Origin of the sequence: Streptomyces sp. NPDC091972 (assembly GCF_044756385.1) — a bacterium.
Classification (GTDB): Bacteria; Actinomycetota; Actinomycetes; order Streptomycetales; family Streptomycetaceae; genus Streptomyces.
Map to the genome: position 1 here is coordinate 353,310 of NZ_JBIVSV010000006.1, position 18,727 is coordinate 372,036.

The 18,727-nt window shown below is 72.4% G+C and carries 16 protein-coding genes; 8 read left to right on the forward strand and 8 right to left on the reverse strand.

Annotated features, from left to right (window positions below; all coding sequences use genetic code 11):
* Window positions 1–14 precede the first annotated feature (14 nt).
* Entirely contained in the window at window positions 15–746 is a 732-nt protein-coding gene (locus tag ACIQJT_RS20570) for an ANTAR domain-containing protein (RefSeq protein ID WP_402645379.1), read from the forward strand.
* 219 nt (window positions 747–965) lie between these two features.
* On the opposite strand, the gene meaB is transcribed toward ACIQJT_RS20570, so the two are convergent.
* The 4 genes from meaB to ACIQJT_RS20590 form a co-directional block, all read right to left on the reverse strand.
* On the reverse strand, window positions 966–1,952 hold the full coding sequence (meaB, locus tag ACIQJT_RS20575) for a methylmalonyl Co-A mutase-associated GTPase MeaB (RefSeq protein WP_365458199.1): 987 nt from the start codon (window positions 1,950–1,952) through the stop codon (window positions 966–968).
* The gene (scpA, locus tag ACIQJT_RS20580; RefSeq protein ID WP_402645382.1) at window positions 1,949–4,126 is read right to left on the reverse strand and encodes a methylmalonyl-CoA mutase; all 2,178 of its coding nucleotides are present in this window, start codon (window positions 4,124–4,126) and stop codon (window positions 1,949–1,951) included. Before scpA ends, meaB begins: the two co-directional genes overlap by 4 nt.
* Window positions 4,126–5,934, reverse strand: coding sequence for a methylmalonyl-CoA mutase family protein (locus ACIQJT_RS20585; protein WP_402645384.1), 1,809 nt, complete (start codon window positions 5,932–5,934; stop codon window positions 4,126–4,128). The genes scpA and ACIQJT_RS20585 overlap by 1 nt, the downstream gene beginning before the upstream one ends.
* 116 nt (window positions 5,935–6,050) lie before the next feature.
* Window positions 6,051–6,932, reverse strand: a complete 882-nt coding sequence (locus ACIQJT_RS20590) for a helix-turn-helix transcriptional regulator (RefSeq protein ID WP_402645387.1) — start codon at window positions 6,930–6,932, stop codon at window positions 6,051–6,053.
* 102 nt (window positions 6,933–7,034) lie between these two features.
* Between ACIQJT_RS20590 and ACIQJT_RS20595 the strand changes: the two genes are divergently transcribed.
* From ACIQJT_RS20595 to ACIQJT_RS20620, 6 genes are all read left to right on the forward strand, one after another.
* Window positions 7,035–7,730 (forward strand): SDR family NAD(P)-dependent oxidoreductase, encoded by a 696-nt coding sequence (locus ACIQJT_RS20595; RefSeq protein WP_402645390.1) that lies wholly within the window; start codon window positions 7,035–7,037, stop codon window positions 7,728–7,730.
* Between the two features lie 85 nt (window positions 7,731–7,815).
* Window positions 7,816–9,000: a YihY/virulence factor BrkB family protein gene (locus ACIQJT_RS20600; RefSeq protein WP_402645393.1), complete on the forward strand. Its 1,185-nt coding sequence runs from the start codon at window positions 7,816–7,818 to the stop codon at window positions 8,998–9,000.
* Between the two features lie 208 nt (window positions 9,001–9,208).
* Window positions 9,209–9,652 (forward strand): phage holin family protein, encoded by a 444-nt coding sequence (locus ACIQJT_RS20605; RefSeq protein ID WP_373413186.1) that lies wholly within the window; start codon window positions 9,209–9,211, stop codon window positions 9,650–9,652.
* Window positions 9,649–10,095, forward strand: coding sequence for a DUF3618 domain-containing protein (locus tag ACIQJT_RS20610; protein WP_365458217.1), 447 nt, complete (start codon window positions 9,649–9,651; stop codon window positions 10,093–10,095). Before ACIQJT_RS20605 ends, ACIQJT_RS20610 begins: the two co-directional genes overlap by 4 nt.
* Window positions 10,096–10,099: 4 nt before the next feature.
* Window positions 10,100–10,366, forward strand: a complete 267-nt coding sequence (locus ACIQJT_RS20615; RefSeq protein WP_365458220.1) for a DUF4235 domain-containing protein — start codon at window positions 10,100–10,102, stop codon at window positions 10,364–10,366.
* 106 nt (window positions 10,367–10,472) lie between these two features.
* Complete coding sequence (locus ACIQJT_RS20620; RefSeq protein ID WP_365458223.1) at window positions 10,473–11,462, forward strand: magnesium and cobalt transport protein CorA; 990 nt, start codon at window positions 10,473–10,475, stop codon at window positions 11,460–11,462.
* Between the two features lie 220 nt (window positions 11,463–11,682).
* On the opposite strand, the gene ACIQJT_RS20625 is transcribed toward ACIQJT_RS20620, so the two are convergent.
* The gene (locus tag ACIQJT_RS20625; RefSeq protein ID WP_402645397.1) at window positions 11,683–12,855 is read right to left on the reverse strand and encodes a magnesium and cobalt transport protein CorA; all 1,173 of its coding nucleotides are present in this window, start codon (window positions 12,853–12,855) and stop codon (window positions 11,683–11,685) included.
* Window positions 12,856–13,006: 151 nt separating this feature from the next.
* Between ACIQJT_RS20625 and ACIQJT_RS20630 the strand changes: the two genes are divergently transcribed.
* On the forward strand, window positions 13,007–14,122 hold the full coding sequence (locus ACIQJT_RS20630) for a winged helix DNA-binding domain-containing protein (RefSeq protein WP_402645400.1): 1,116 nt from the start codon (window positions 13,007–13,009) through the stop codon (window positions 14,120–14,122).
* A gap of 10 nt (window positions 14,123–14,132) precedes the next feature.
* Here ACIQJT_RS20630 and ACIQJT_RS20635 read toward each other — a convergent pair whose 3' ends face one another.
* The 3 genes from ACIQJT_RS20635 to ACIQJT_RS20645 form a co-directional block, all read right to left on the reverse strand.
* Entirely contained in the window at window positions 14,133–14,780 is a 648-nt protein-coding gene (locus tag ACIQJT_RS20635; protein WP_402645703.1) for a LysE family translocator, read from the reverse strand.
* 103 nt (window positions 14,781–14,883) lie between these two features.
* The gene (locus ACIQJT_RS20640; protein ID WP_402645402.1) at window positions 14,884–15,675 is read right to left on the reverse strand and encodes a S1 family peptidase; all 792 of its coding nucleotides are present in this window, start codon (window positions 15,673–15,675) and stop codon (window positions 14,884–14,886) included.
* A 211-nt stretch (window positions 15,676–15,886) separates the two neighbouring features.
* Complete coding sequence (locus ACIQJT_RS20645) at window positions 15,887–18,703, reverse strand: AAA family ATPase (protein ID WP_402645405.1); 2,817 nt, start codon at window positions 18,701–18,703, stop codon at window positions 15,887–15,889.
* Window positions 18,704–18,727 lie beyond the last annotated feature (24 nt).

Below are 18,727 nucleotides of genomic sequence, written 5' to 3' on the forward strand. Positions count from 1 at the left end.
TGAGGGAGAGGGCCATGCCGGAACCTGCGCGCCTGGCGCAGCCCCTCGCCACGCTGGACGTGCGCCCGCCGTGTCTGGCCTCGATCGAGGCCGTGGTGGCCGGGGAGCGGACGATTGTCACCTGCCGTGGCGAGTTCGACGTCGGCGCCGAGGAGCTCGAGCCCGAGCTGTACGCCGTCCTCGACCGCTCGGCCACCGGCGTGGACCTCGACCTCAGCGAGGTCGGGTTCTGCGACTGCGGTGGCCTCAACGTCCTGCTGAGCCTGCGCCGGGAGGCCCTCGACCAGGGCAAGACGGTCACGGTCCGGGCGTACAGTCCGACCGTCGGACGCCTGCTCGACCTGACCGGTGCCCGGGAGCTGTTCGTGACGGAACAAGCCGGCACGCCCGACGGCTCCGCCCCGGCCGCCGGACCCGTACCCGACTCGGAGGAACAGCCCCGGTCCATGGACGTCGACCAGGAACTGCGCCTGGAGGTCGGCCAGTTGCGCCGGGCGATGCAGACCCGGCCGGCCATCGACGTCGCCCGCGGGATCGTCATGGCCTCCTTCGGGCTGAACGCCGAGGACGCCTGGACGGTGCTCGTCACCGCCTCCCAGAACACCAACACCAAGATGCACAACCTCGCCCAGGGTCTGGTGGGCGCCGTCCACGGCGAACCGGTGCCCGCACCGGTGCAGCAGCAGATGGCGGCGGCCGTCGCCAGGGTGCGGCAGACCGGGCAGGGGGAGGCGGGACCGCGGTAGCGGGCGCGGGCCGCCGGGCCGACTCCCGCGGCGCGGCTCGGGCATGTGGGCGATGCCGCCGAGGGTGCCGTACGACGGCTTGGTCGTCGGCGGTCGGCGGGCGCAGCGGGGAGACGATCACCGGGCAGCCCCCGTGACTCCCCGCCGCAGCCTCCGTGGCTCCCCTCGGAGCCTCTGTGGCTCCCCGCCGCAGCGCCCCGTACCGCCGAAGCCGGGCGGTCAGTCGCCCGCCGTGCCGCCGAACGCCTCGAGGATGCGCTCCGCGGCCAGCGTGGCCGTCAAACGGCCTTCCCTGACCTGCTGTTCGAGAACCGGGGCGAGTGACTGCACGTTCGGGTCGGCGTGCAGACGGCCGAGGAGTTCGTCCCGGACCATCGCCCAGGCCCAGCCGACCTGCTGGTCCCGCCGCTTGGCGGTGAGCCGCCCGGTGGAGTCGAGGAGCGTGCGGTGCTGTTCGAGGCGCTCCCACACCTCGTCCAGGCCCGTCGACTCGCGGGCGCTGCAACTGAGCACCGGGGGAGTCCAGAAGGCGTCCTTGCCGTGCATCAGCCGCAGCGCGCCCGCCAGTTCACGCGCGGCCGCGCGGGCGTCGCGCTCGTGCGGGCCGTCCGCCTTGTTGACCGCGATCACGTCGGCGAGTTCCAGGACGCCCTTCTTGATGCCCTGGAGCTGGTCGCCGGTGCGGGCCAGGCTCAGCAGCAGGAAGGAGTCGACCATGTCGGCCACCGCGGTCTCCGACTGCCCGACACCGACCGTCTCGACCAGGATCACGTCGTAGCCCGCCGCCTCCATCACCACGATCGACTCCCGGGTCGCCTTCGCCACCCCGCCGAGCGTGCCCGCGCTGGGGGAGGGCCGTACGAAGGCGTTCGGGTCGACGGCCAGGCGTTCCATGCGGGTCTTGTCGCCCAGGATCGAACCGCCGGTGCGGCTGGAGGACGGGTCCACCGCGAGCACGGCCACCCGGTGCCCCAGTGAGGTCAGCATCGTGCCGAACGCGTCGATGAACGTCGACTTCCCGACACCCGGCACCCCGCTGACCCCGATCCGCCGCGCCCGGCCGCTGTGCGGGAGCAGTTCGGTCAGCAACTCCTGGGCCAGCGACCGGTGTCGGGGATGGGTGGACTCGACGAGCGTGATCGCCCGGGCGACGATCGCCCGCTTCCCGTCGAGGACACCCTTCACATACGCGTCGAGATCGATCACTGCCCGTGCCCGAGGTCGGCCGACAGACGCTCCACCAGGTCGTACGCCGCGTCCGGGATCACCGTCCCCGGCGGGAACACGGCCGCCGCGCCCATCTCCAGCAGGGTCGGCACGTCCTGCGGCGGGATCACCCCGCCCACCACGATCATGATGTCCTCCCGGCCCTCCTCGGCCAGCGCCTCCTTCAGCGCCGGTACGAGGGTGAGGTGACCGGCCGCCAGCGACGAGACGCCGACGATGTGCACGTCCGCCTCCACCGCCTGGCGGGCCACCTCGCCCGGGGTCTGGAACAGCGGGCCGACGTCGACGTCGAAGCCCAGGTCGGCGAAGGCGGTGGCGATGACCTTCTGGCCGCGGTCGTGGCCGTCCTGACCCATCTTGGCGACCAGGATGCGCGGCCGGCGGCCCTCGGCCTCCTCGAAGGCGTCCACCAGGGTGCGGGTGCGGTCCACGGACGGGGACTCCCCTGCTTCGTTGCGGTACACGCCGGAGATCGTACGGATCTGGCTCGCGTGCCGGCCGTACACCTTCTCCAGGGCGTCGGAGATCTCACCGACGGTGGCCTTCGCGCGGGCCGCGTGCACGGCCAGCTCCAGGAGGTTGCCGTCGCCGTCGGCCGCCCGGGTCAGCGCGTCCAGGGCGTCCCGGCAGGCCGTCTCGTCCCGCTCGGCACGCAGCCGCCGCAGCTTCTCGATCTGCTGGGCCCGCACGGAGGAGTTGTCGACCTTGAGGACCTCGATGGCCTCGTCGGTCTCGACGCGGTACTTGTTGACGCCGATCACCGGCTGCCGGCCGGAGTCGATGCGGGCCTGGGTGCGGGCCGCGGCCTCCTCGATGCGCAGCTTGGGGATGCCGGCGTCGATCGCCCTGGCCATGCCGCCCGCCGCCTCCACCTCCTGGATGTGCTGCCAGGCCCTGCGGGCTAGGTCGTACGTCAGCCGCTCCACGTACGCGCTGCCGCCCCACGGGTCGATGACCCGGGTCGTGCCCGACTCCTGCTGGATCAGGAGCTGGGTGTTGCGGGCGATGCGCGCGGAGAAGTCGGTGGGCAGCGCCAGTGCCTCGTCGAGGGCGTTGGTGTGCAGCGACTGGGTGTGGCCCTGGGTGGCCGCCATCGCCTCGACGCAGGTGCGCGTGACGTTGTTGAACACGTCCTGCGCGGTCAGCGACCAGCCCGAGGTCTGCGAATGGGTGCGCAGGGAAAGCGACTTGGCGTTCTGCGGGTCGAACTGCTTGACCAGCTTCGCCCACAGCAGCCGCGCCGCGCGCAGCTTGGCGATCTCCATGAAGAAGTTCATGCCGATCGCCCAGAAGAACGACAGCCGGGGCGCGAACGCGTCCACGTCCAGGCCGGCTTCGCGGCCCGCACGGATGTACTCGACGCCGTCCGCGAGGGTGTACGCCAGCTCCAGGTCGGCCGTCGCGCCCGCCTCCTGGATGTGGTAGCCGGAGATGGAGATGGAGTTGTAGCGGGGCATCCGCTGCGAGGTGAAGGCGAAGATGTCGGAGATGATCCGCATCGACGGCTTCGGCGGATAGATGTAGGTGTTGCGGACCATGAACTCCTTGAGGATGTCGTTCTGGATGGTCCCGGCCAACTTCTCGGGCGGTACGCCCTGTTCCTCCGCCGCCACGATGTACAGCGCCAGCACGGGCAGGACGGCACCGTTCATCGTCATCGACACGGACATCTTGTCCAGCGGGATGCCGTCGAACAGCTGCCGCATGTCGTAGATCGAGTCGATCGCCACGCCCGCCATGCCGACGTCACCGGTCACGCGCGGGTGGTCGCTGTCGTAGCCGCGGTGCGTGGGCAGGTCGAAGGCGACCGACAGGCCCTTCTGTCCGGCGGCGAGGTTGCGCCGATAGAAGGCGTTGGACTCCTCGGCCGTGGAGAAGCCCGCGTACTGGCGGATCGTCCAGGGCTGGTTGACGTACATCGTCGGGTACGGGCCGCGCAGGTACGGGGCCAGACCCGGGTACGTGTCGAGGAAGTCCAGGCCCTCCAGGTCGGCGCCGGTGTAGAGCGGCTTGACCTCGATGCCCTCCGGGGTCTCCCACACCGGATCGGAGCCCTCGGTGGCGTTCTTGACGGCCGTACGCCACTCGTCGGCGCCGCCCTCGGCGGCCGGGATCCCCAGCTCGATCCCGGTGAAGTCGGGGATGCTGGACATCAGGACACTCCCATGCGGTCGAGGGTGGCGGTGAGCACGGCTACTGCGTCGCAGCCCGCGAAGACGTAGGAGTCCACGCCGGAGTACTGCCCGGGACGCCCGGCGAGGAACACGTGCCGGGCACCTGCCGACCTGAGGGTCTCCGCGACGCTCTCGGCCTGCTCCTCGTACAGCGCGTCGCTGGAGCACAGACAGGCCTCGGTGGCGCCGCTCTCCTCGAAGGTGCCCTCGGTGACGGGCTCGATGCCGCCGGCCTGGAAGAGGTTGGCGGCGAAGGTCAGGCGCGCGGTGTGGGCTGCGGCCGGGCCGATCGCGGCCAGGAAGACGCGGGGCCGGGAGCCGGTCGCGGCGAGGTGGGCGTCGGAGCGGGCGCGCAGCTCCTCGTACGCCTCGTCGCGCCGCACGCGGGGCAGGCCGCCGGTCCGGGGCTCGGGCGCGGGGGCGCGCTCCACGGGCTTCTCGCCGAGGTGCGGGAACTCGCTGACGCCGGTGATGGGTTCGCGGCGGGTGGCGAGCCGCTTGGAGCGCTGCGCCCACGTCGTCGCCAGGTCCGTGCGGAGCCTGCCGGAGCGCAGGACGGCCGCCTGGCCGCCGTCGCGTTCGATGGTCCGGAAGAACCGCCAGGCGGCCTCGGCGAGTTCGTCGGTCAGCCGCTCCACGTACCAGGAGCCGCCCGCCGGGTCGATCACCCGGGACAGGTGCGACTCCTCGACCAGGATCGTCGAGGTGTTGCGGGCGATGCGGCGTGCGAACGCGTCCGGCACGCCGAGCGCGTGGTCGAAGGGGAGCACGGTGACGGCCTGCGCGCCGCCGACCCCGGCGGCCAGGGTGGCGATCGTCGCCCGCAGCATGTTCACCCACGGGTCGCGGCGGCTCATCATCACCGGCGACACCACCGCGTGCTGCGCCTGCGCCCCGGCACCGGGCGCCCCGCACACCTCGGCGACCCGCGCCCACAGCCGGCGCGCGGCGCGCAGCTTGGCGATCGTGAGGAACTGGTCGGCCGTCGCCGCGTACCGGAACTCCAGCTGCGCGCAGGCCTGTTCGACGCTCAGCCCGGCCTCGGTCAGCCCGCGCAGATAGGCGACGCCGGTGGCGATCGAGGCGCCCAGCTCCTGCGCGGCCGAACCGCCGGCCTCGTGGTACGGCAGCGCGTCCACGGTCAGTGCCCGCAGCCCCGGGTACTCCTCGGCGCACCGGCGCGCGAGCGGGACCACCGCGGCGAGGTCCGACGCCTCGCCCGTGCGCGCCTCGTGGCCGAGCGGATCGCCGCCGAGACTGCCCCGCACGGCCTCGGCGGCGGTGCCGCGCTCGTCGTGGATCCGCAGCAACTCCTCTGCCGCCGGACCGAATTCACCGCCCGCGTCGAGGACGACCGGCGCGAGGTCGAGGTAGACGCCGTCGAGGAGCCGGCCGAGCGAGGCGACCGGGATGCCGCCCTCTCCGGCGACCAGCCACAGCGAGGTGACACCGTTCTCCAGGTCCGTGAGCACCGCGCCGTTGTCGGCGACCGCGTGCCGCTGCCGTACGTCCCAGCCGCCGGCGGTGTTCCCCTCCGGGCGGGCGCCGCGCACGAAGGGGGCGAAGCCGGGGAGACCGGGGTCGGGTGCGGCATCGTGCGCGGTGTACAGGGGGCGGGTGCGCAACCCGTCCTCGAGCGCGGTGGACAGGGCGTCCTCCGCTGCCGCGCCGGAGACTTCCTTGCCCGACTTGCGCAGGACACCCGCCACCAGGCTGTGCCACTGATCAAGGTTCGCGTCAGGGAACTCGGCGGCCAGCGAGAGCCCGTCGTCAGGCAGGACCGTCATGCTCGGATGCTAGGCCAGAGCACCAAAGGAGCAGCAGGGGGCACGGCTGTGACCTTGCCCGCAACGACACTGTGACCCCGGTCTCCCACGGTTTCGTGAGGTCGGCCGGATGGGCGTCAGGGTGTGGAGAACAGGCCGGGCCCCTGGGGCGGAGGGCCGTCGGCGGGTACGCCGCCCGTGACGCGGAGGAACTCCAGTTTCTCCGCGTCGGCGGAGTCCGCGGCCACCGTGTAGACGACGAGGCGGAGGTCGCAGCCCGGGACGGTGAGCACGTCGCAGTCGCAGCTCACCTCGCCGACCTGCGGGTGCACGACGGTCTTGCGGGACGACACGTGCGGTCCGACCGCGCCCTCGTTCCACAGCCGGGCGAACTCCGTGCTGGTGGAGCGCAGCTCCTCGACGAGGTCGATCAGTCCGCGGTCACGGGGGTAGGCGACGAGGGCCGTGCGCAGATCGGCGACGAGGGCGGGGCTCAGGAGGGCCTCGTCGTCCTGGAGCACCGGCCAGGCCGCGAGCCCCGAGGGCCCCGTGGCGAAGACCGCCCGCACCAGGTTCCGCTCCCGCGGTGTCCGTCCGCCGGGGTCGCCCAGGAGCGCCGCCCACGCGGGGGACCAGGACAGCAGTGTCCAGTCGGCGCTGAACACCCCCACGGGGAACTCGCCGAGGCGGGCCAGCATGCGCTGGACCCCCGCAGGGACATGCGTGGAGATCGTCCCCTCCTGGGGCGGGAGGAGGCCGGCCAGCCGGTAGGCGTGGTCACGCTCCACGGGCCGCAGTTGCAGGGCCCTGGCCAGGCTCGCGACGACCTGCGCCGAAGGGCTCGTGGCACGCCCCTGCTCCAGCCGCACCACGTAGTCGACCGAAAGCCCCGCGAGATCGGCGAGTTCCTCGCGGCGCAGCCCCGCCGCTCGCCGTCCGGGGAGGGAGGGCCGCCCGACGTCGGTGGGGGAAAGCCGGTCGCGCCAGCGGCGCAGTGCCGTGCCAAGAGTCTCGTCCACCCGGCCATTGTGTCCGCCGCACGGCCGACGTGCCTGGTACCGGCAGTCCTACCGTCGCGCGGGGCACTGGTTGTCCGCACTCCGCGGGCCGACAGTGAACGCATGACCACGACATTCATCACAGGAGCCAACAAGTCCCTCGGGTACGAGACCGCCCGCCGCCTGATCGAGGCCGGGCACACCGTCCTCGTCGGCGCCCGCGACCCCGAGCGCGGCCGGGCCGCCGCCGACGCGCTCGGCGCCCGCTTCGTGCAGATCGACGTGACCGACGACGCGTCGGTGGCCGCGGCCGCCGCCGACGTCGCGGCGTACGAGGGCGGCATCGACGTACTGATCAACAACGCGGGTGTCCCCGGGCCGCACGTTCCCGCCGACGAACTCACGGCCGCCGACGCGAAGGCGGTGTTCGACGTCAACGTGGTGGGGATCGTCCGGGTGACGCACGCCTTCCTGCCCCTGCTGCGCAGGTCCTCGAACCCGGTCGTCGTCAACGTGTCCAGCGGCATGGGGTCGTTCCAGCTGACCCATGACACCTCGCGCGCCGAGGGCCGGGTCGTCGTACCCCTCTACACGGCGTCCAAGGCGGCGGTGACCATGCTGACCACGCAGTACGCGAAGTCCCTGCCGGACGTGAAGGTCAACGCGGCCGACCCGGGCTACACCGCGACCGACTTCAACGGGCACAGCGGCCCGCAGACGGTGACCGAGGGAACCGACGCGATCGTCGCCCTCGCCACCATCGGGGCGGACGGCCCGACCGGGGTCTTCCGTGACCGCCACGGAGCGGTCGCCTGGTGATCCGTACTGCGGGGCCAGTGTGGGTCCACTTTTCCGGTCGCGTGATTGCGGCATTTGTGGTTACCCGCCCGATATGTCGAAACTTATGAGAATCGGACACAGGCATCAGAACGTTCCCCAGGGCCCCGCCCCCCAGGACGAGGAACAGCAGGACGGCACCCGGCAGGAAAGCCGCACCGATCCCTACGACGACCGCGCCCCTGCCCCCGACGACCGCGCCCGCTCCTACGACGACCGCGCCCGCTCCTACGACGACCGCTTCGATTCCCGCGGTCGCCAGGACGAGCCGGCGAGGTACGGGCCGGGGCCGGACGTGGAGCGCAACGCGCCGAGCAGCCCCACCGGGATGTCGAGGCAGTCGTGGACCGCGGCACTGCGCGGCACGCTGAAGGAGTTCAAGCGGGACGAGCTCACCGATCGTGCGGCGGGCCTGACCTACTACGGCATCCTGTCGCTGTTCCCCGCACTGCTGGTGCTGGTGTCCCTGCTGGGCATCGCCGGGAAGTCGACCACCGACAAGGTGCTGGACAACGTCCAGCAGCTGGCGCCGGGCGCCGCCAGCGACGTGCTCCGCAACGCGGTGCAGCAGTTGCAGGGCAGCGCCGGCGTCGGCTCCGTCATGGCGATCGTCGGCCTGGTCCTCGCCGTGTGGTCGGCGTCCGGCTATGTGGCGGCGTTCATCCGCACCTCCAACGCCGTGTACGACGTGCCCGAGGGCCGGCCGGTGTGGAAGGTGCTGCCGCTGCGGCTGGCCCTGACCGTCGTGCTGATGATCCTCGCCGTGGTCAGTGCCCTGATCGTGGTCTTCACCGGCCCCCTGGCCCAGCGGGCGGGGGACGTGCTCGGAGTCGGTGACACGGCCCTGACCGTGTGGGCGATCGCGAAGTGGCCGGTCCTCGTCGTCCTGGTCACGCTCATGATCGCGATCCTGTACTGGGCCAGCCCCAACGCGAAGGTCCGCGGCTTCAAGTGGATCACCCCGGGCAGCTTCCTCGCGGTGGTCATCTGGATGATCGCCTCCGCCGGGTTCGCGCTCTACGTGGCGAACTTCGCCTCCTACAACAAGACCTACGGCACCTTCGCCGGAGTGATCGTCTTCCTGATCTGGCTGTGGATCACCAACATCGCGATCCTGCTCGGCCTGGAGTTCGACGCCGAGGGCATCCGCCAGCGCGCGGTCGCCGGCGGCCACCCGCCGACCGAGGAGCCGTACGTCGAGCCGCGCGACACCCGCAAGTGGGACGAGGAAGACCGCCGCCGGCTCGAATAGGCGGCCGCCGTGAGCGCCGTCGCGCCCGCGATGAGGCGCTGACCTGGAAGAAGCAGGGAGGTTCGCCGGGTCGGGCGGGCCGCGCCGGCCGTCGCCGACCCGGTTCAGATTTATCGACAGGAGTGCCCTGAGCCGGGCGCCGCGGGGTACTCGCCGGCGGAACGGGCCGGACCAGCCGGCCGTACGAAAGGCAGAGGGATGGGAGGTGATGGCCGTGTCGAGCACGCAGCCGTACTCGTCCGGGACCGACCACAGCACGCGTCCTTCCGGCCAGGAGCCGGTGGGCGAGCTGGTGCAACGGGCCTCGCAGCAGCTCACGGAGCTGGTGCGCGGTGAGATGCGCCTGGCACAGGCGGAGATGAAGGAGAAGGGCAAGCGCTACGGCAAGGGCGGCGGACTGTTCGGCGGTGCCGGACTGGTCGGCTTCCTGATGCTCCAGGCCCTGGTGGCCACCGCCATCGCGGCACTGGCCGTGCCGCTTCCCGTGTGGGCCGCGGCGCTGATCGTGACCGCCGTGCTGGGAGTGATCGCCGCGGTGATGGCCCTGAGCGGAAAGAAGCAGGTCAGCAAGGCCGCGCCGCCCACACCTGAGCAGACGATCGAGAACGTGAAGGCCGACGTGGCCGAGATCAAGGAGAGCGCACAGCGATGACCCAGCCCCCCCACGACGAGCCGACCGCCTCGAGCCCCGAGGAACTGCGCGAGCAGGTCGAGCAGACCCGGAACGAACTCGGCGACACCGTCGAGGCACTCGCCGCCAAGACCGACGTCAAGGCGCGCGCCCAGCAGAAGGCCGCCCAGGCCAGGGAACAGGCCCACGTCAAGGCCGGCCAGCTGAAGACCAAGGCCGCCGACCTGGCCCATCAGGCGCAGGACAAGCTGCCCGACCCGGTCAAGGACAAGGCCGCCCAGGCCGCCGAGCAGGCCCGCACGAAGACAGCGCAGGCAACCCAGCTCTGGCACGACAAGGCTCCGGAACCCGTGCAGAACAAGACCGCGCGGGGTGCGGAGCTGGCACGCGACAACCGCAACCTGCTGCTGGCGGCCGCCGGCGTGGCCGCGGTGGTCTGGCTGGCCTGCCGCCGCAAGGGATGAACCCATGAAAGCGTCGAAGATCGCCTACAAGCCGGTCGGCCTGGCCATCGGCGCCGTCAGCGGTGTCGTCGCCGGTGCCGTGTTCAAGCAGGCGTGGAAGATGCTCGGCCACGACCAGGACGCCCCCGACGCCACCGACGAGGAGCGCAACTGGGGCGAGGTGGTGCTGGCCGCCACGTTGCAGGGTGCGATCTTCGCCGCGGTCAAGGCCGTCGTGGACCGCGGGGGCGCCACCGCCACGCGGAGGCTGACCGGCGCCTGGCCCGGCTGATCCGACCTGCCCCAGGGGGCCGGTACCGCTCTCGGTACCGGCCCCCTTTCCCTTCTCCCGCACCGGGACATGCATGGAATGCCGCGGCGGAAGCATCCGCAAAGGCATGCACTGTGTGATCTACCGACAGCCGACGGGCGAGAGCGAAGAGATCGACTGCGGGCAGGAGGACGGCGGCTGCCAGGCCACCCTCGACCGCCTGGCCGTCCTCGAGCCCGACGAGTTCGCCTGGATCCGGATGGACGAGCCCCGGCCGGACGAGCTGCACAGGCTGGGCAAGTACCTGGACCTGCATCCACTGGCGATCGAGGACGCCGTCCAGGCCCATCAGAGGCCGAAACAGGAGCGCTACGGCGACCTGCTGGCGGTCGCCGTGAAGACGCTGTGGTTCGTCGAACGGTCCGCCGACGTGGAGACCGGCGAGATCATGGTCTTCCTCGGCCCGTCGTTCGCGCTGACCGTGCGGCACGGTGCCCTCGACCCCACGGCCGAGGCCGCCGGACGGCTGGCGGCCGAGCCGCGGATGACCCGCTTCGGGCCGGTCGCCGTCCTGCACGCGGTCACGGACGTGATCGTCGACGCCTACGCCCGGGCCGCGGCGCAGGTCCGGGCGGACCTCACCGAGCTCGAACGCTGCGTCTTCTCACCCGTGCGCGACGATCTGACGGAACGCATCTACTCGCTCAAGCGGGAGGTGGTGGAGTTCCGCGACGCCGTCCAGCCGCTGGTCCCGGTCATGCAGCCGTTCACCGCGCCCCGTGAGGACTGGCCCCGGGAAGCGGTGCCGTACTTCCGCGACGTCGCCGACCACCTGACCCGCACCGACACCGAGGTGCGCGCCCTGGACGACCTCCTCGGCTCCGTCCTCGACGCCCATCTGGCGAAGGTGGGCACGTGGCAGAACGACGACATGCGCCGCATCAGCGCCTGGGCGGCCATCCTCGCCATCCCCACCATGGTCGCCGGCATCTACGGCATGAACTTCGCCCACATGCCCGAGCTGGACTGGCGGTACGGCTATCCGGGCGCCCTGGCCGTCATGGCCCTCGGATCGGGACTGCTGTACCGGGCCTTCCGCCGCAACGGCTGGCTCTGAAGCCCCGCGCGCCCGCCGGGGGCCGCACGGAGCAGTGCCCTGGGCGGCGACGGGCGGGCGCTCCGGGACAGCCGCGTGACACGCGCACCTCCGTCAGCGGCTCCCGGCCGGCCCGCCGCCGAGCGTCCGGGGGGCTCCTTGCGCCGGCCCCGCTGGAGGAGTGCGCGGCCACGCCGGCGGCAGCCTCACCGGGGCCCCGCGCCCTGCGTCGGTCGCCCGTTCAGAGCCAGTCGCGTCGTTTGAAGATCACGTACAGGCTCACACAGACCACGCCCATCAGCCCGATCGCGAACGGGTACCCGAACCTCCAGCTCAGTTCCGGCATGTGCGTGAAGTTCATCCCGTAGATCGTCCCCACCAGCGTCGGCGCGAACAGGATCGCCGCCCACGACGAGATCTTCTTGATCTCCTCGTTCTGTTCGAACCCCGCCTCCGCCAACGCCCTCATCTCCGCGTTCTGCTGCTGGGTGACCAGGGTCGCGTTGACCGTGAGGATGTCGGTGAGGGCCTGGCGGAAGCCGTCGACGCGTTCGCTGGTGTGCGTGACGTGGTCGGCGACGTCCCGGAGGTAGCGCTGGAGTTCCTCGTCCGTGCCGTACTTGGCGAAGCCGGCCATCAGGGCGTGCAGCATGCCGACGAGGGGGCGGGTGGCGCGCTGGAACTCGACCATCTCCCGGGAGAGTTCGTAGATGCGGCGGGAGACCTCCGGGTCGCCGCGGAAGACCTCCGTCTCGATCTCGTCGATGTCGTTCTGGACGCCCGCGACCACCGGCGCGTAGCCGTCGACCACCGCGTCCAGGATCGCGTAGAGGACGGCCTCGGGGCCCAGCCTCAGCAACTCCGGTGTCTGTTCCATGCGGTGGCGGACGGCCGAGAGGTCGGGGGCCGCCCCGTGCCGGACCGTGATCACGAAGTCCGGGCCCACGAAGACGTGCAGCTCGCCGAAGTCGACCTCCTCGGGGGCGTCCAGGTAGCGGGCCGCCCGCAGGACCACGAAGAGGGTGTCGCCGTAGCGCTCCAGCTTGGGGCGCTGGTGGGCCTCCAGCGCGTCCTCGACGGACAGCGGGTGCAGGTCGAACTCCTCGGCCAGGGAGAGGAGTTCGCTCTCCGGCGGCCGGGCCAGACCGATCCAGGCCATGCCGGAGGGCTGTTCGCGCAGTTCTCGGAAGGTGTCCGCGAGGGAGGCGGGGGAGGACACGCGCACCCCGTCCCGGTACAGGACCGCCTGGACGATGCTCGGCGGCTCCGGCGTCTCCGCGTCGGGCGGCCCGGCGGCGGGTGCCGGAGGCTGCGGCGACGCGGCGGGCGGGGTCAGGGCGCGGCGCCAGGCGGACCTCCTGGCCTTCTTGGCGGCTGGGTTCTTCGCGGCGGGGCGGGCGCGTCGCTCGGACATCGTGGCAGCCTCTCGCTCTCGGGTGGAGCCGACGTAGGCGTGATCACGGAGCAGGGTATACGGGACGAATCGCATCCTGGGGAGAGCCGTGCGAGGACCCGGTGAGAGCTGCGGACAGAACCCGTCCGCAAGCCCGTCTAGCGTGTTCCCCATGACGAAGACGACCGCCTCGGCCCCCGTGCTCGGCATCCGCGCCCTGAACCGCGCGACCCTGGACCGGCAATTGCTCCTGAACCGGTCCGGCCTGTCCGCGAAGGCCGCCGTCGGGCATCTGCTCGGGCTCCAGGCCCAGAACGTCAGGCCGCCGTACTACGCGCTCGCCGCCCGCCTCGACGGGTTCACACCGCAGGCGCTGTCGGAGCTGATGGAGGAGCGGGAGGTGGTCCGGATCGTCACCATGCGCTCGACCATCCACACCCACACCGCCGAGGACTGCCTCACCCTGCGGCCCCTCGTGCAGGCCGCCCGCGACCGCGAACTCACCCAGTTCCGCAAGGGACTCGCCGGCGTCGACCTCGACCGCCTCGCCGTCCTCGCCCGCGAACTCGTCGAGACCGAGCCGCGCACCATGAAGGAGCTGCGCGAGGCCCTTCTCGTCGAGTGGCCGGACGCCGACCCGCAGGCCCTCGCCGTCGCCGCCCGCTGCAAGCTCCCCCTCGTCCAGGTCACCCCGCGCGGGCTGTGGGGCAGGAGCGGCCAGGTCGCGCTCACCACGGCCGAGCACTGGCTCGGCCGCCCCGCAGAGCCCGCGCCCGCACCCGACGCCACCGTCCTGCGCTACCTCGCCGCCTTCGGCCCCGCCTCCGTCAAGGACATGCAGACCTGGGCCGGACTCACCCGCCTCCGCGACGCCTTCGAGCGGCTCCGCCCCCGACTGCGGACCTTCCGCGACGAGAACGGCGTCGAGCTCTTCGATCTTCCCGACGCCCCGCGCCCCGCCGAGGACACCCCGGCCCCGCCCCGCTTCCTGCCGGAGTTCGACAACCTGCTGCTCTCGCACGCCGACCGCACCCGCGTGGTGCCCAAGGAGTACTGGGGCCGCAGCTGGCAGGGCAACCAGGCCTACTGCACGCTCCTCGTCGACGGCTTCCTCGCGGGCGTCTGGAAGCTCACCCCGGACGCTCTCGTCGTCGAGCCCTTCGACCGGCTGACCAAGGCGCAGCGGGAGGACGTCACCGCCGAGGGGGAGCGGATGCTCGCCACGCTGCACCCGGGGACGCCGTACGACATCCGGTTCGGGACCGTCGTGCGGCAGCAGCCGGTCTGAACCGAACGGCTCAGTCCGCCCGGCCCGTCACCGCCACCGTCAGGCCGAGTCCGATCATCGTGAAGCCGCCCGCGCCGCCGATGAGCGACAGGCGGCGGTCCGAGCGGGCGAACCAGGTGCGGGCGGCCGACGCGGTCAGGCCCCACAGGGTGTCCGTGACCAGGCCGATGGCGATGGGGACCAGGCCGAGCAGCAGCATCTGCGCCGGGACGTGCCCCGCCGCGTGGTCCACGAACTGGGGGAGCACGGCCGCGAAGAAGACGACGCCCTTCGGGTTGGTGACCCCGACCAGGGCTCCGTCGAGGACGGTCCGCAGATCGCCGCGCGCCGGTCCGGCCGGCCGCCGGGTGATCGCCGCCGCCGTCAGCTCCTTGCGGTGCCGGAACGCCTGGACGCCGAGGAAGACCAGATAGGCGGCGCCCGCCAGTTTCACCGCCAGGTAGACGGCCACCGACCGCTCCACCAGGGAGCCGATCCCGACCGCCACCGCCACGACGAGCAGATAGGAACCGAAGACGTTGCCGACCGCCGTGGCCACCGCGGTGCGCCGGCCGTGGGCGAGGGCCCGGCCGATCACGAACAGGACGCTGGGCCCCGGAATGACGATCACGAGCAGGGACATCGCGGCGAAGGCGAGAACACGGTCCGTGGACACCATGGCGGTCATTCAAACATGGATGGGGGCGCTGCGGGCCGCTCGTGGTGGCCCGCAGCGCCCCCGGTCTCGCACCTGAGGGACGCTCAGGAGAACCGCTGGGGACCTACGAGTTGACCTGTGCGGTCACCAGGCTGGAGAAGGTGGTCAGCCGGGTGTAGACACCCGGGTAACCGGCCTGCGCGCAGCCCTCTCCCCATGAAGTGATCCCTGCCAGGACGCCCCCGATGAGCAGGGGACCGCCGCTGTCGCCCTGGCAGGTGTCTGTGCCGCCGGAGGTGTATCCGGCGCAAACCATGTCGGTCTGGACGAAGTCCGACCCGTAGGAGCTCCGGCAGCTGGTGTCGGACACGATCGGGACGGTCGCGGTCCGCAGCTGGTTGGAGGAGCTGCCGTTGGACGAGGTGGTGCCCCAGCCGAGGATGCGGGCGGTGGTGCCCGCCGCGTACACGCTCGTCTGGGAGGAGGAGACGTACGACGCCGTCGTGTAGGGCATCGACGTCGACAGGGTCAGCACGGCCACGTCGTCGCCGTTGGTGGCGTCCGTGTAGCCGGGGTTGATCCAGATCCTGCTGACCCGGCTGACCGTGCCGTTGGTGCCGTTGAGGTAGGTGCGGCCGCCGACGACTCTCACACTGCTGGTGGTCTCGCCGACCATGCAGTGGGCCGCGGTGACGACCTTGGTCGCGGAGACCAGGGTGCCGCCGCAGAACTGGTTCTGCGAGGCGTCCGTGATCTGCATCATGAACGGGTACGCGGTCGTGGTCGTCGTGGTACCGCCGACGATGGGCTGGGGGGCGGCGACGGCGGTGGGGGCGCCGAGCAACGCGGTGGCGGCGGCAGCGGCGGCGGCCAGGCCGGCCGCGCCTGCCTTCTTCGCACGGGTGAGACCGAACATCGGTGAGTCTCCTCAGGGTTGCCGGTGGGGGTCGCGCGGGTGTGGGGGTGCACGGGGGGTCGCGGGACCGACCCCCGTATGCCCGGGCGAGCGGCACGTTCATAAGCTAGAACGCGGGAGTTCCCCGTCCCAATGAGGGAAGCCCCTAAGGGAGTTGGGCAGGGAAAACCCTCGGTCGGCTGTGGTGGAAGCCGTTCTGACGGCCCCTCGGTTACGGCCTGCGGCCCGCCGCGAGCCGGACGATGTCCACCCGGGAGCGGATCCCGAGTTTGCGGTAGACCCGGGTGAGCGTCGCCTCGACCGTCTTCACGCTGATGAACAGCCGTGCGGCTATCTCCCGGTTGGTGGCGCCCTCCATCACGAGCGCGGCCACCTGGCGCTCCATCGAGGCGAGCCCTTCGAGGCTCTCCAGTCCGTCCGGCGCCACGGTGTGCGCGGGCTCCGGCTCCGCGGGCCGGGCCAGCGCGGCCGCCTCCACCTGGCGCAGCCACGGCAGCGCCCGGCACCGCCTGAACAGCCGGGCCGCCTCGTCGTACGAGGTCGGACCGGGCCGCCGGGTGCGCAGCTGGGCCAGGGCGAAGGCGGTGCGGGCCTCCTCCAGGCCGTAGCCCAGCTTGGCGAGACGATCCTGCACCGAGGTCAACTGCACCAGCGCAGCGTCGTGTTCACCCCGTGCCGCCCGCACCAGTGCCTCGGCCCGGTCCAGTACGGCGAGCACGCTCTCCCGGCCCAGCCGGAGCGCGTTCACCCGCGTCACGTCGATGACGTCCTGCGCCTCACCGGTCTCCCCGATCCGTACGAGGGCCTCGGCGAGGTCGCCCTGCCAGCGGCCGCGCGCCGGGTCGGTGATGCCGAGCCCGTGCTCCAGCTCGCGCACCCGGCGCAGCGACCGGACCGCCCCCTGCGCGTCCCCGGCGACGAGCTGGGCGTACCCGAGGGCGGCCAGGCCCCGGGACTCGTACATCTGGTCGCCGTTCTCCTCGGAGTGGTCGACCGCCTCGCGGGCCAGCTCCAGCGCCCGCTCGACCTGTCCGCCCGAGGCTTCCGCGATGGAGGCGAGCACGGCCGAGGCCACCTCGCCGATCCCGGTGTCCCGGGCCATCAGCAGGCTCTCCCGGGCCACGTCGAGCGCCCGCCCGCAGTGCCCCGAGCGCAGCTCGGTCTCGGCCACCCCGCGCAGGAAGTGCACCTCGCTCTCGACCGACCCGCGCCGCCGCACCTCGCGCAGCAGCGCGGTGACGGTCGCGCGGGCCTCGGGCAACTGGTCGCTCATGATGAGCCAGCGGAAGCGGGAGTACCCGGCTCCGTTGTGGTGGACGGCCACCCGCGGGTCCTGGGGCTCCTTCAGGGCGCGCTTGATGGTGGCGGGGGCGTCGGGATGGCCCATCAGGGTCTCGAGCTGGGCCTGGAAGGCCAGCGCCATGAGCTCGTTGTAGCGGTCGCCGGCCCGCGCGGCCAGCGCCGCCGAGCGCGCCGCCTCCCCGCGCGCCTCGTCGAAGTCGCCCTCGACGAGCAGCGCCCGCCAGGCCAGCTGGTAGCGGACCAGGGCGAGCAGCTCGGGGTCCTCGCCGGCGTCGGCCAGCGCCTGCGGGAAGACTTCGTCGACCTCCGTCATGGCGTGGCCCGCGGTGTCGATCACGATGATCCAGGCCCGCACCCGGTCCGCGGGCACGGTGGCCCGGGTCAGCACGTCCCGGGCGATGTCCCGGGCGAGGTCCAGCTCCCCGGCGGTGATCGCGTCCTCGGCCGCGGTGAGCCGCCGCACGTCCGGGGCGGGCACGGAGTCGGCAGGGGTGTGCCGGGCCGACAGCAGCCCGAGGGAGGCCGCCATCGAGGGGGCGCCCCGGTCCCGGGCCAGGGCCGCGGCCTCGGCGAGCCGGGCGGCCACCTCCGGGTCGGTGCCGATGGTCGCGAGGGCCAGGTGGCGGGCCCGTTCGATCGGGTCGGAGGCGGCCGTGGACAGCGCCCGGTGCGCGTCCCGCCGTTCCTGCGCGGGCGCCTCCGCGTACAGCGCGGCCGAGATCAGCGGATGCGCGAAGCGTACGGCGGGCCCCTCGGCCTCTGTGGCGAGCAGGCCCAGCGCGGCCGCCTGGGCCATCTCGGCCTCGGCGTGCACGCGCCCGGCCGCGTGCAGCAGGGCCGGGGTGGGGCGGGCGCCCGCGCTCGCCACCAGCAGGGTGTGCCGGGCCTCCTCGGACAGCATCTCCAGCCGGCTGAGCACCAGCGCCCTGAGCGAGGTGGGCACCGGCAGGGGCTCGCCGGGGCGGGGCGGGGTCGGGTTCTCGGTGAGGGCCCGGCCGAGTTCCAGGGCGTAGAACGGGTTGCCGCCGCTGGTGCGGTGGATGTCCCGGACGGTGGAGCGCTGGAGGCCGGTGTAGCCGCGGTGGTCGAGCAGTTCCGCCACCTGGGCGCGGGTGAGGGGGTTGCAGCGGACGGCGAGGCTGTCCGGTGGCAACGCGCGTAGATGGCGGTCGTACCCGGGGCCGTCGGTCCGGACCGCGCACAGCATCCGCACGGGGATGTCGCCGAGCCGGCGGGCGGCGAAGCCGAGCAGCTCCAGACTGGCCGGATCCAGCCACTGCACGTCGTCGGCGACGACCAGAACCGGCCCCTCGGCGGCGAGGGCGCGCAGGGCCGACAGCACCGCCAGGCGCAGGGCGAGGCCGTCGCGCTGGAGGGTGGACTCGCCCCGCCCGGTCAGCGCCGATTCCAGCGCGGTGCGCTGGGCCGCGGGCAGGTGGTCGGAGATGTCGTCGAGGACCAGGCCGAAGAGGTCGGCGAGGGCCAGGAAGGGGAGGTGGGATTCGGACTCGGTGGCCGAGCAGCGCAACACGGTGCGGGCCGTCTCGCCGTATTCCGCGGCCAGGGCCCGCAGCACGGTCGACTTTCCTATTCCGGCCGGACCGTGCAGGAGCACGCTGCCGCCGCGGGCGAGCTGCTCACGGGCCTGGCCGAACAGCTCGTCCCGTCCGATGACCAGGTCGGGGCGGCATCTCGCAGGCTCCTGGAAGTCGCGTGGCACGGTCACCGCTCCCCTCCCTGTGTCGTGTCC

Bases quoted from the DNA above. Each gene is read 5' to 3' on its own strand.
- ACIQJT_RS20570 (WP_402645379.1), top strand. From the start codon at position 15: ATGCCGGAACCTGCGCGCCTGGCGCAGCCCCTCGCCACGCTGGACGTG.
- scpA (WP_402645382.1), bottom strand. From the start codon at position 4,126: ATGTCCAGCATCCCCGACTTCACCGGGATCGAGCTGGGGATCCCGGCC.
- ACIQJT_RS20585 (WP_402645384.1), bottom strand. From the start codon at position 5,934: ATGACGGTCCTGCCTGACGACGGGCTCTCGCTGGCCGCCGAGTTCCCT.
- ACIQJT_RS20595 (WP_402645390.1), top strand. From the start codon at position 7,035: ATGACCACGACATTCATCACAGGAGCCAACAAGTCCCTCGGGTACGAG.
- ACIQJT_RS20600 (WP_402645393.1), top strand. From the start codon at position 7,816: ATGAGAATCGGACACAGGCATCAGAACGTTCCCCAGGGCCCCGCCCCC.
- ACIQJT_RS20605 (WP_373413186.1), top strand. From the start codon at position 9,209: ATGGCCGTGTCGAGCACGCAGCCGTACTCGTCCGGGACCGACCACAGC.
- ACIQJT_RS20610 (WP_365458217.1), top strand. From the start codon at position 9,649: ATGACCCAGCCCCCCCACGACGAGCCGACCGCCTCGAGCCCCGAGGAA.
- ACIQJT_RS20615 (WP_365458220.1), top strand. From the start codon at position 10,100: ATGAAAGCGTCGAAGATCGCCTACAAGCCGGTCGGCCTGGCCATCGGC.
- ACIQJT_RS20620 (WP_365458223.1), top strand. From the start codon at position 10,473: ATGCACTGTGTGATCTACCGACAGCCGACGGGCGAGAGCGAAGAGATC.
- ACIQJT_RS20625 (WP_402645397.1), bottom strand. From the start codon at position 12,855: ATGTCCGAGCGACGCGCCCGCCCCGCCGCGAAGAACCCAGCCGCCAAG.
- ACIQJT_RS20630 (WP_402645400.1), top strand. From the start codon at position 13,007: ATGACGAAGACGACCGCCTCGGCCCCCGTGCTCGGCATCCGCGCCCTG.
- ACIQJT_RS20635 (WP_402645703.1), bottom strand. From the start codon at position 14,780: ATGGTGTCCACGGACCGTGTTCTCGCCTTCGCCGCGATGTCCCTGCTC.
- ACIQJT_RS20640 (WP_402645402.1), bottom strand. From the start codon at position 15,675: ATGTTCGGTCTCACCCGTGCGAAGAAGGCAGGCGCGGCCGGCCTGGCC.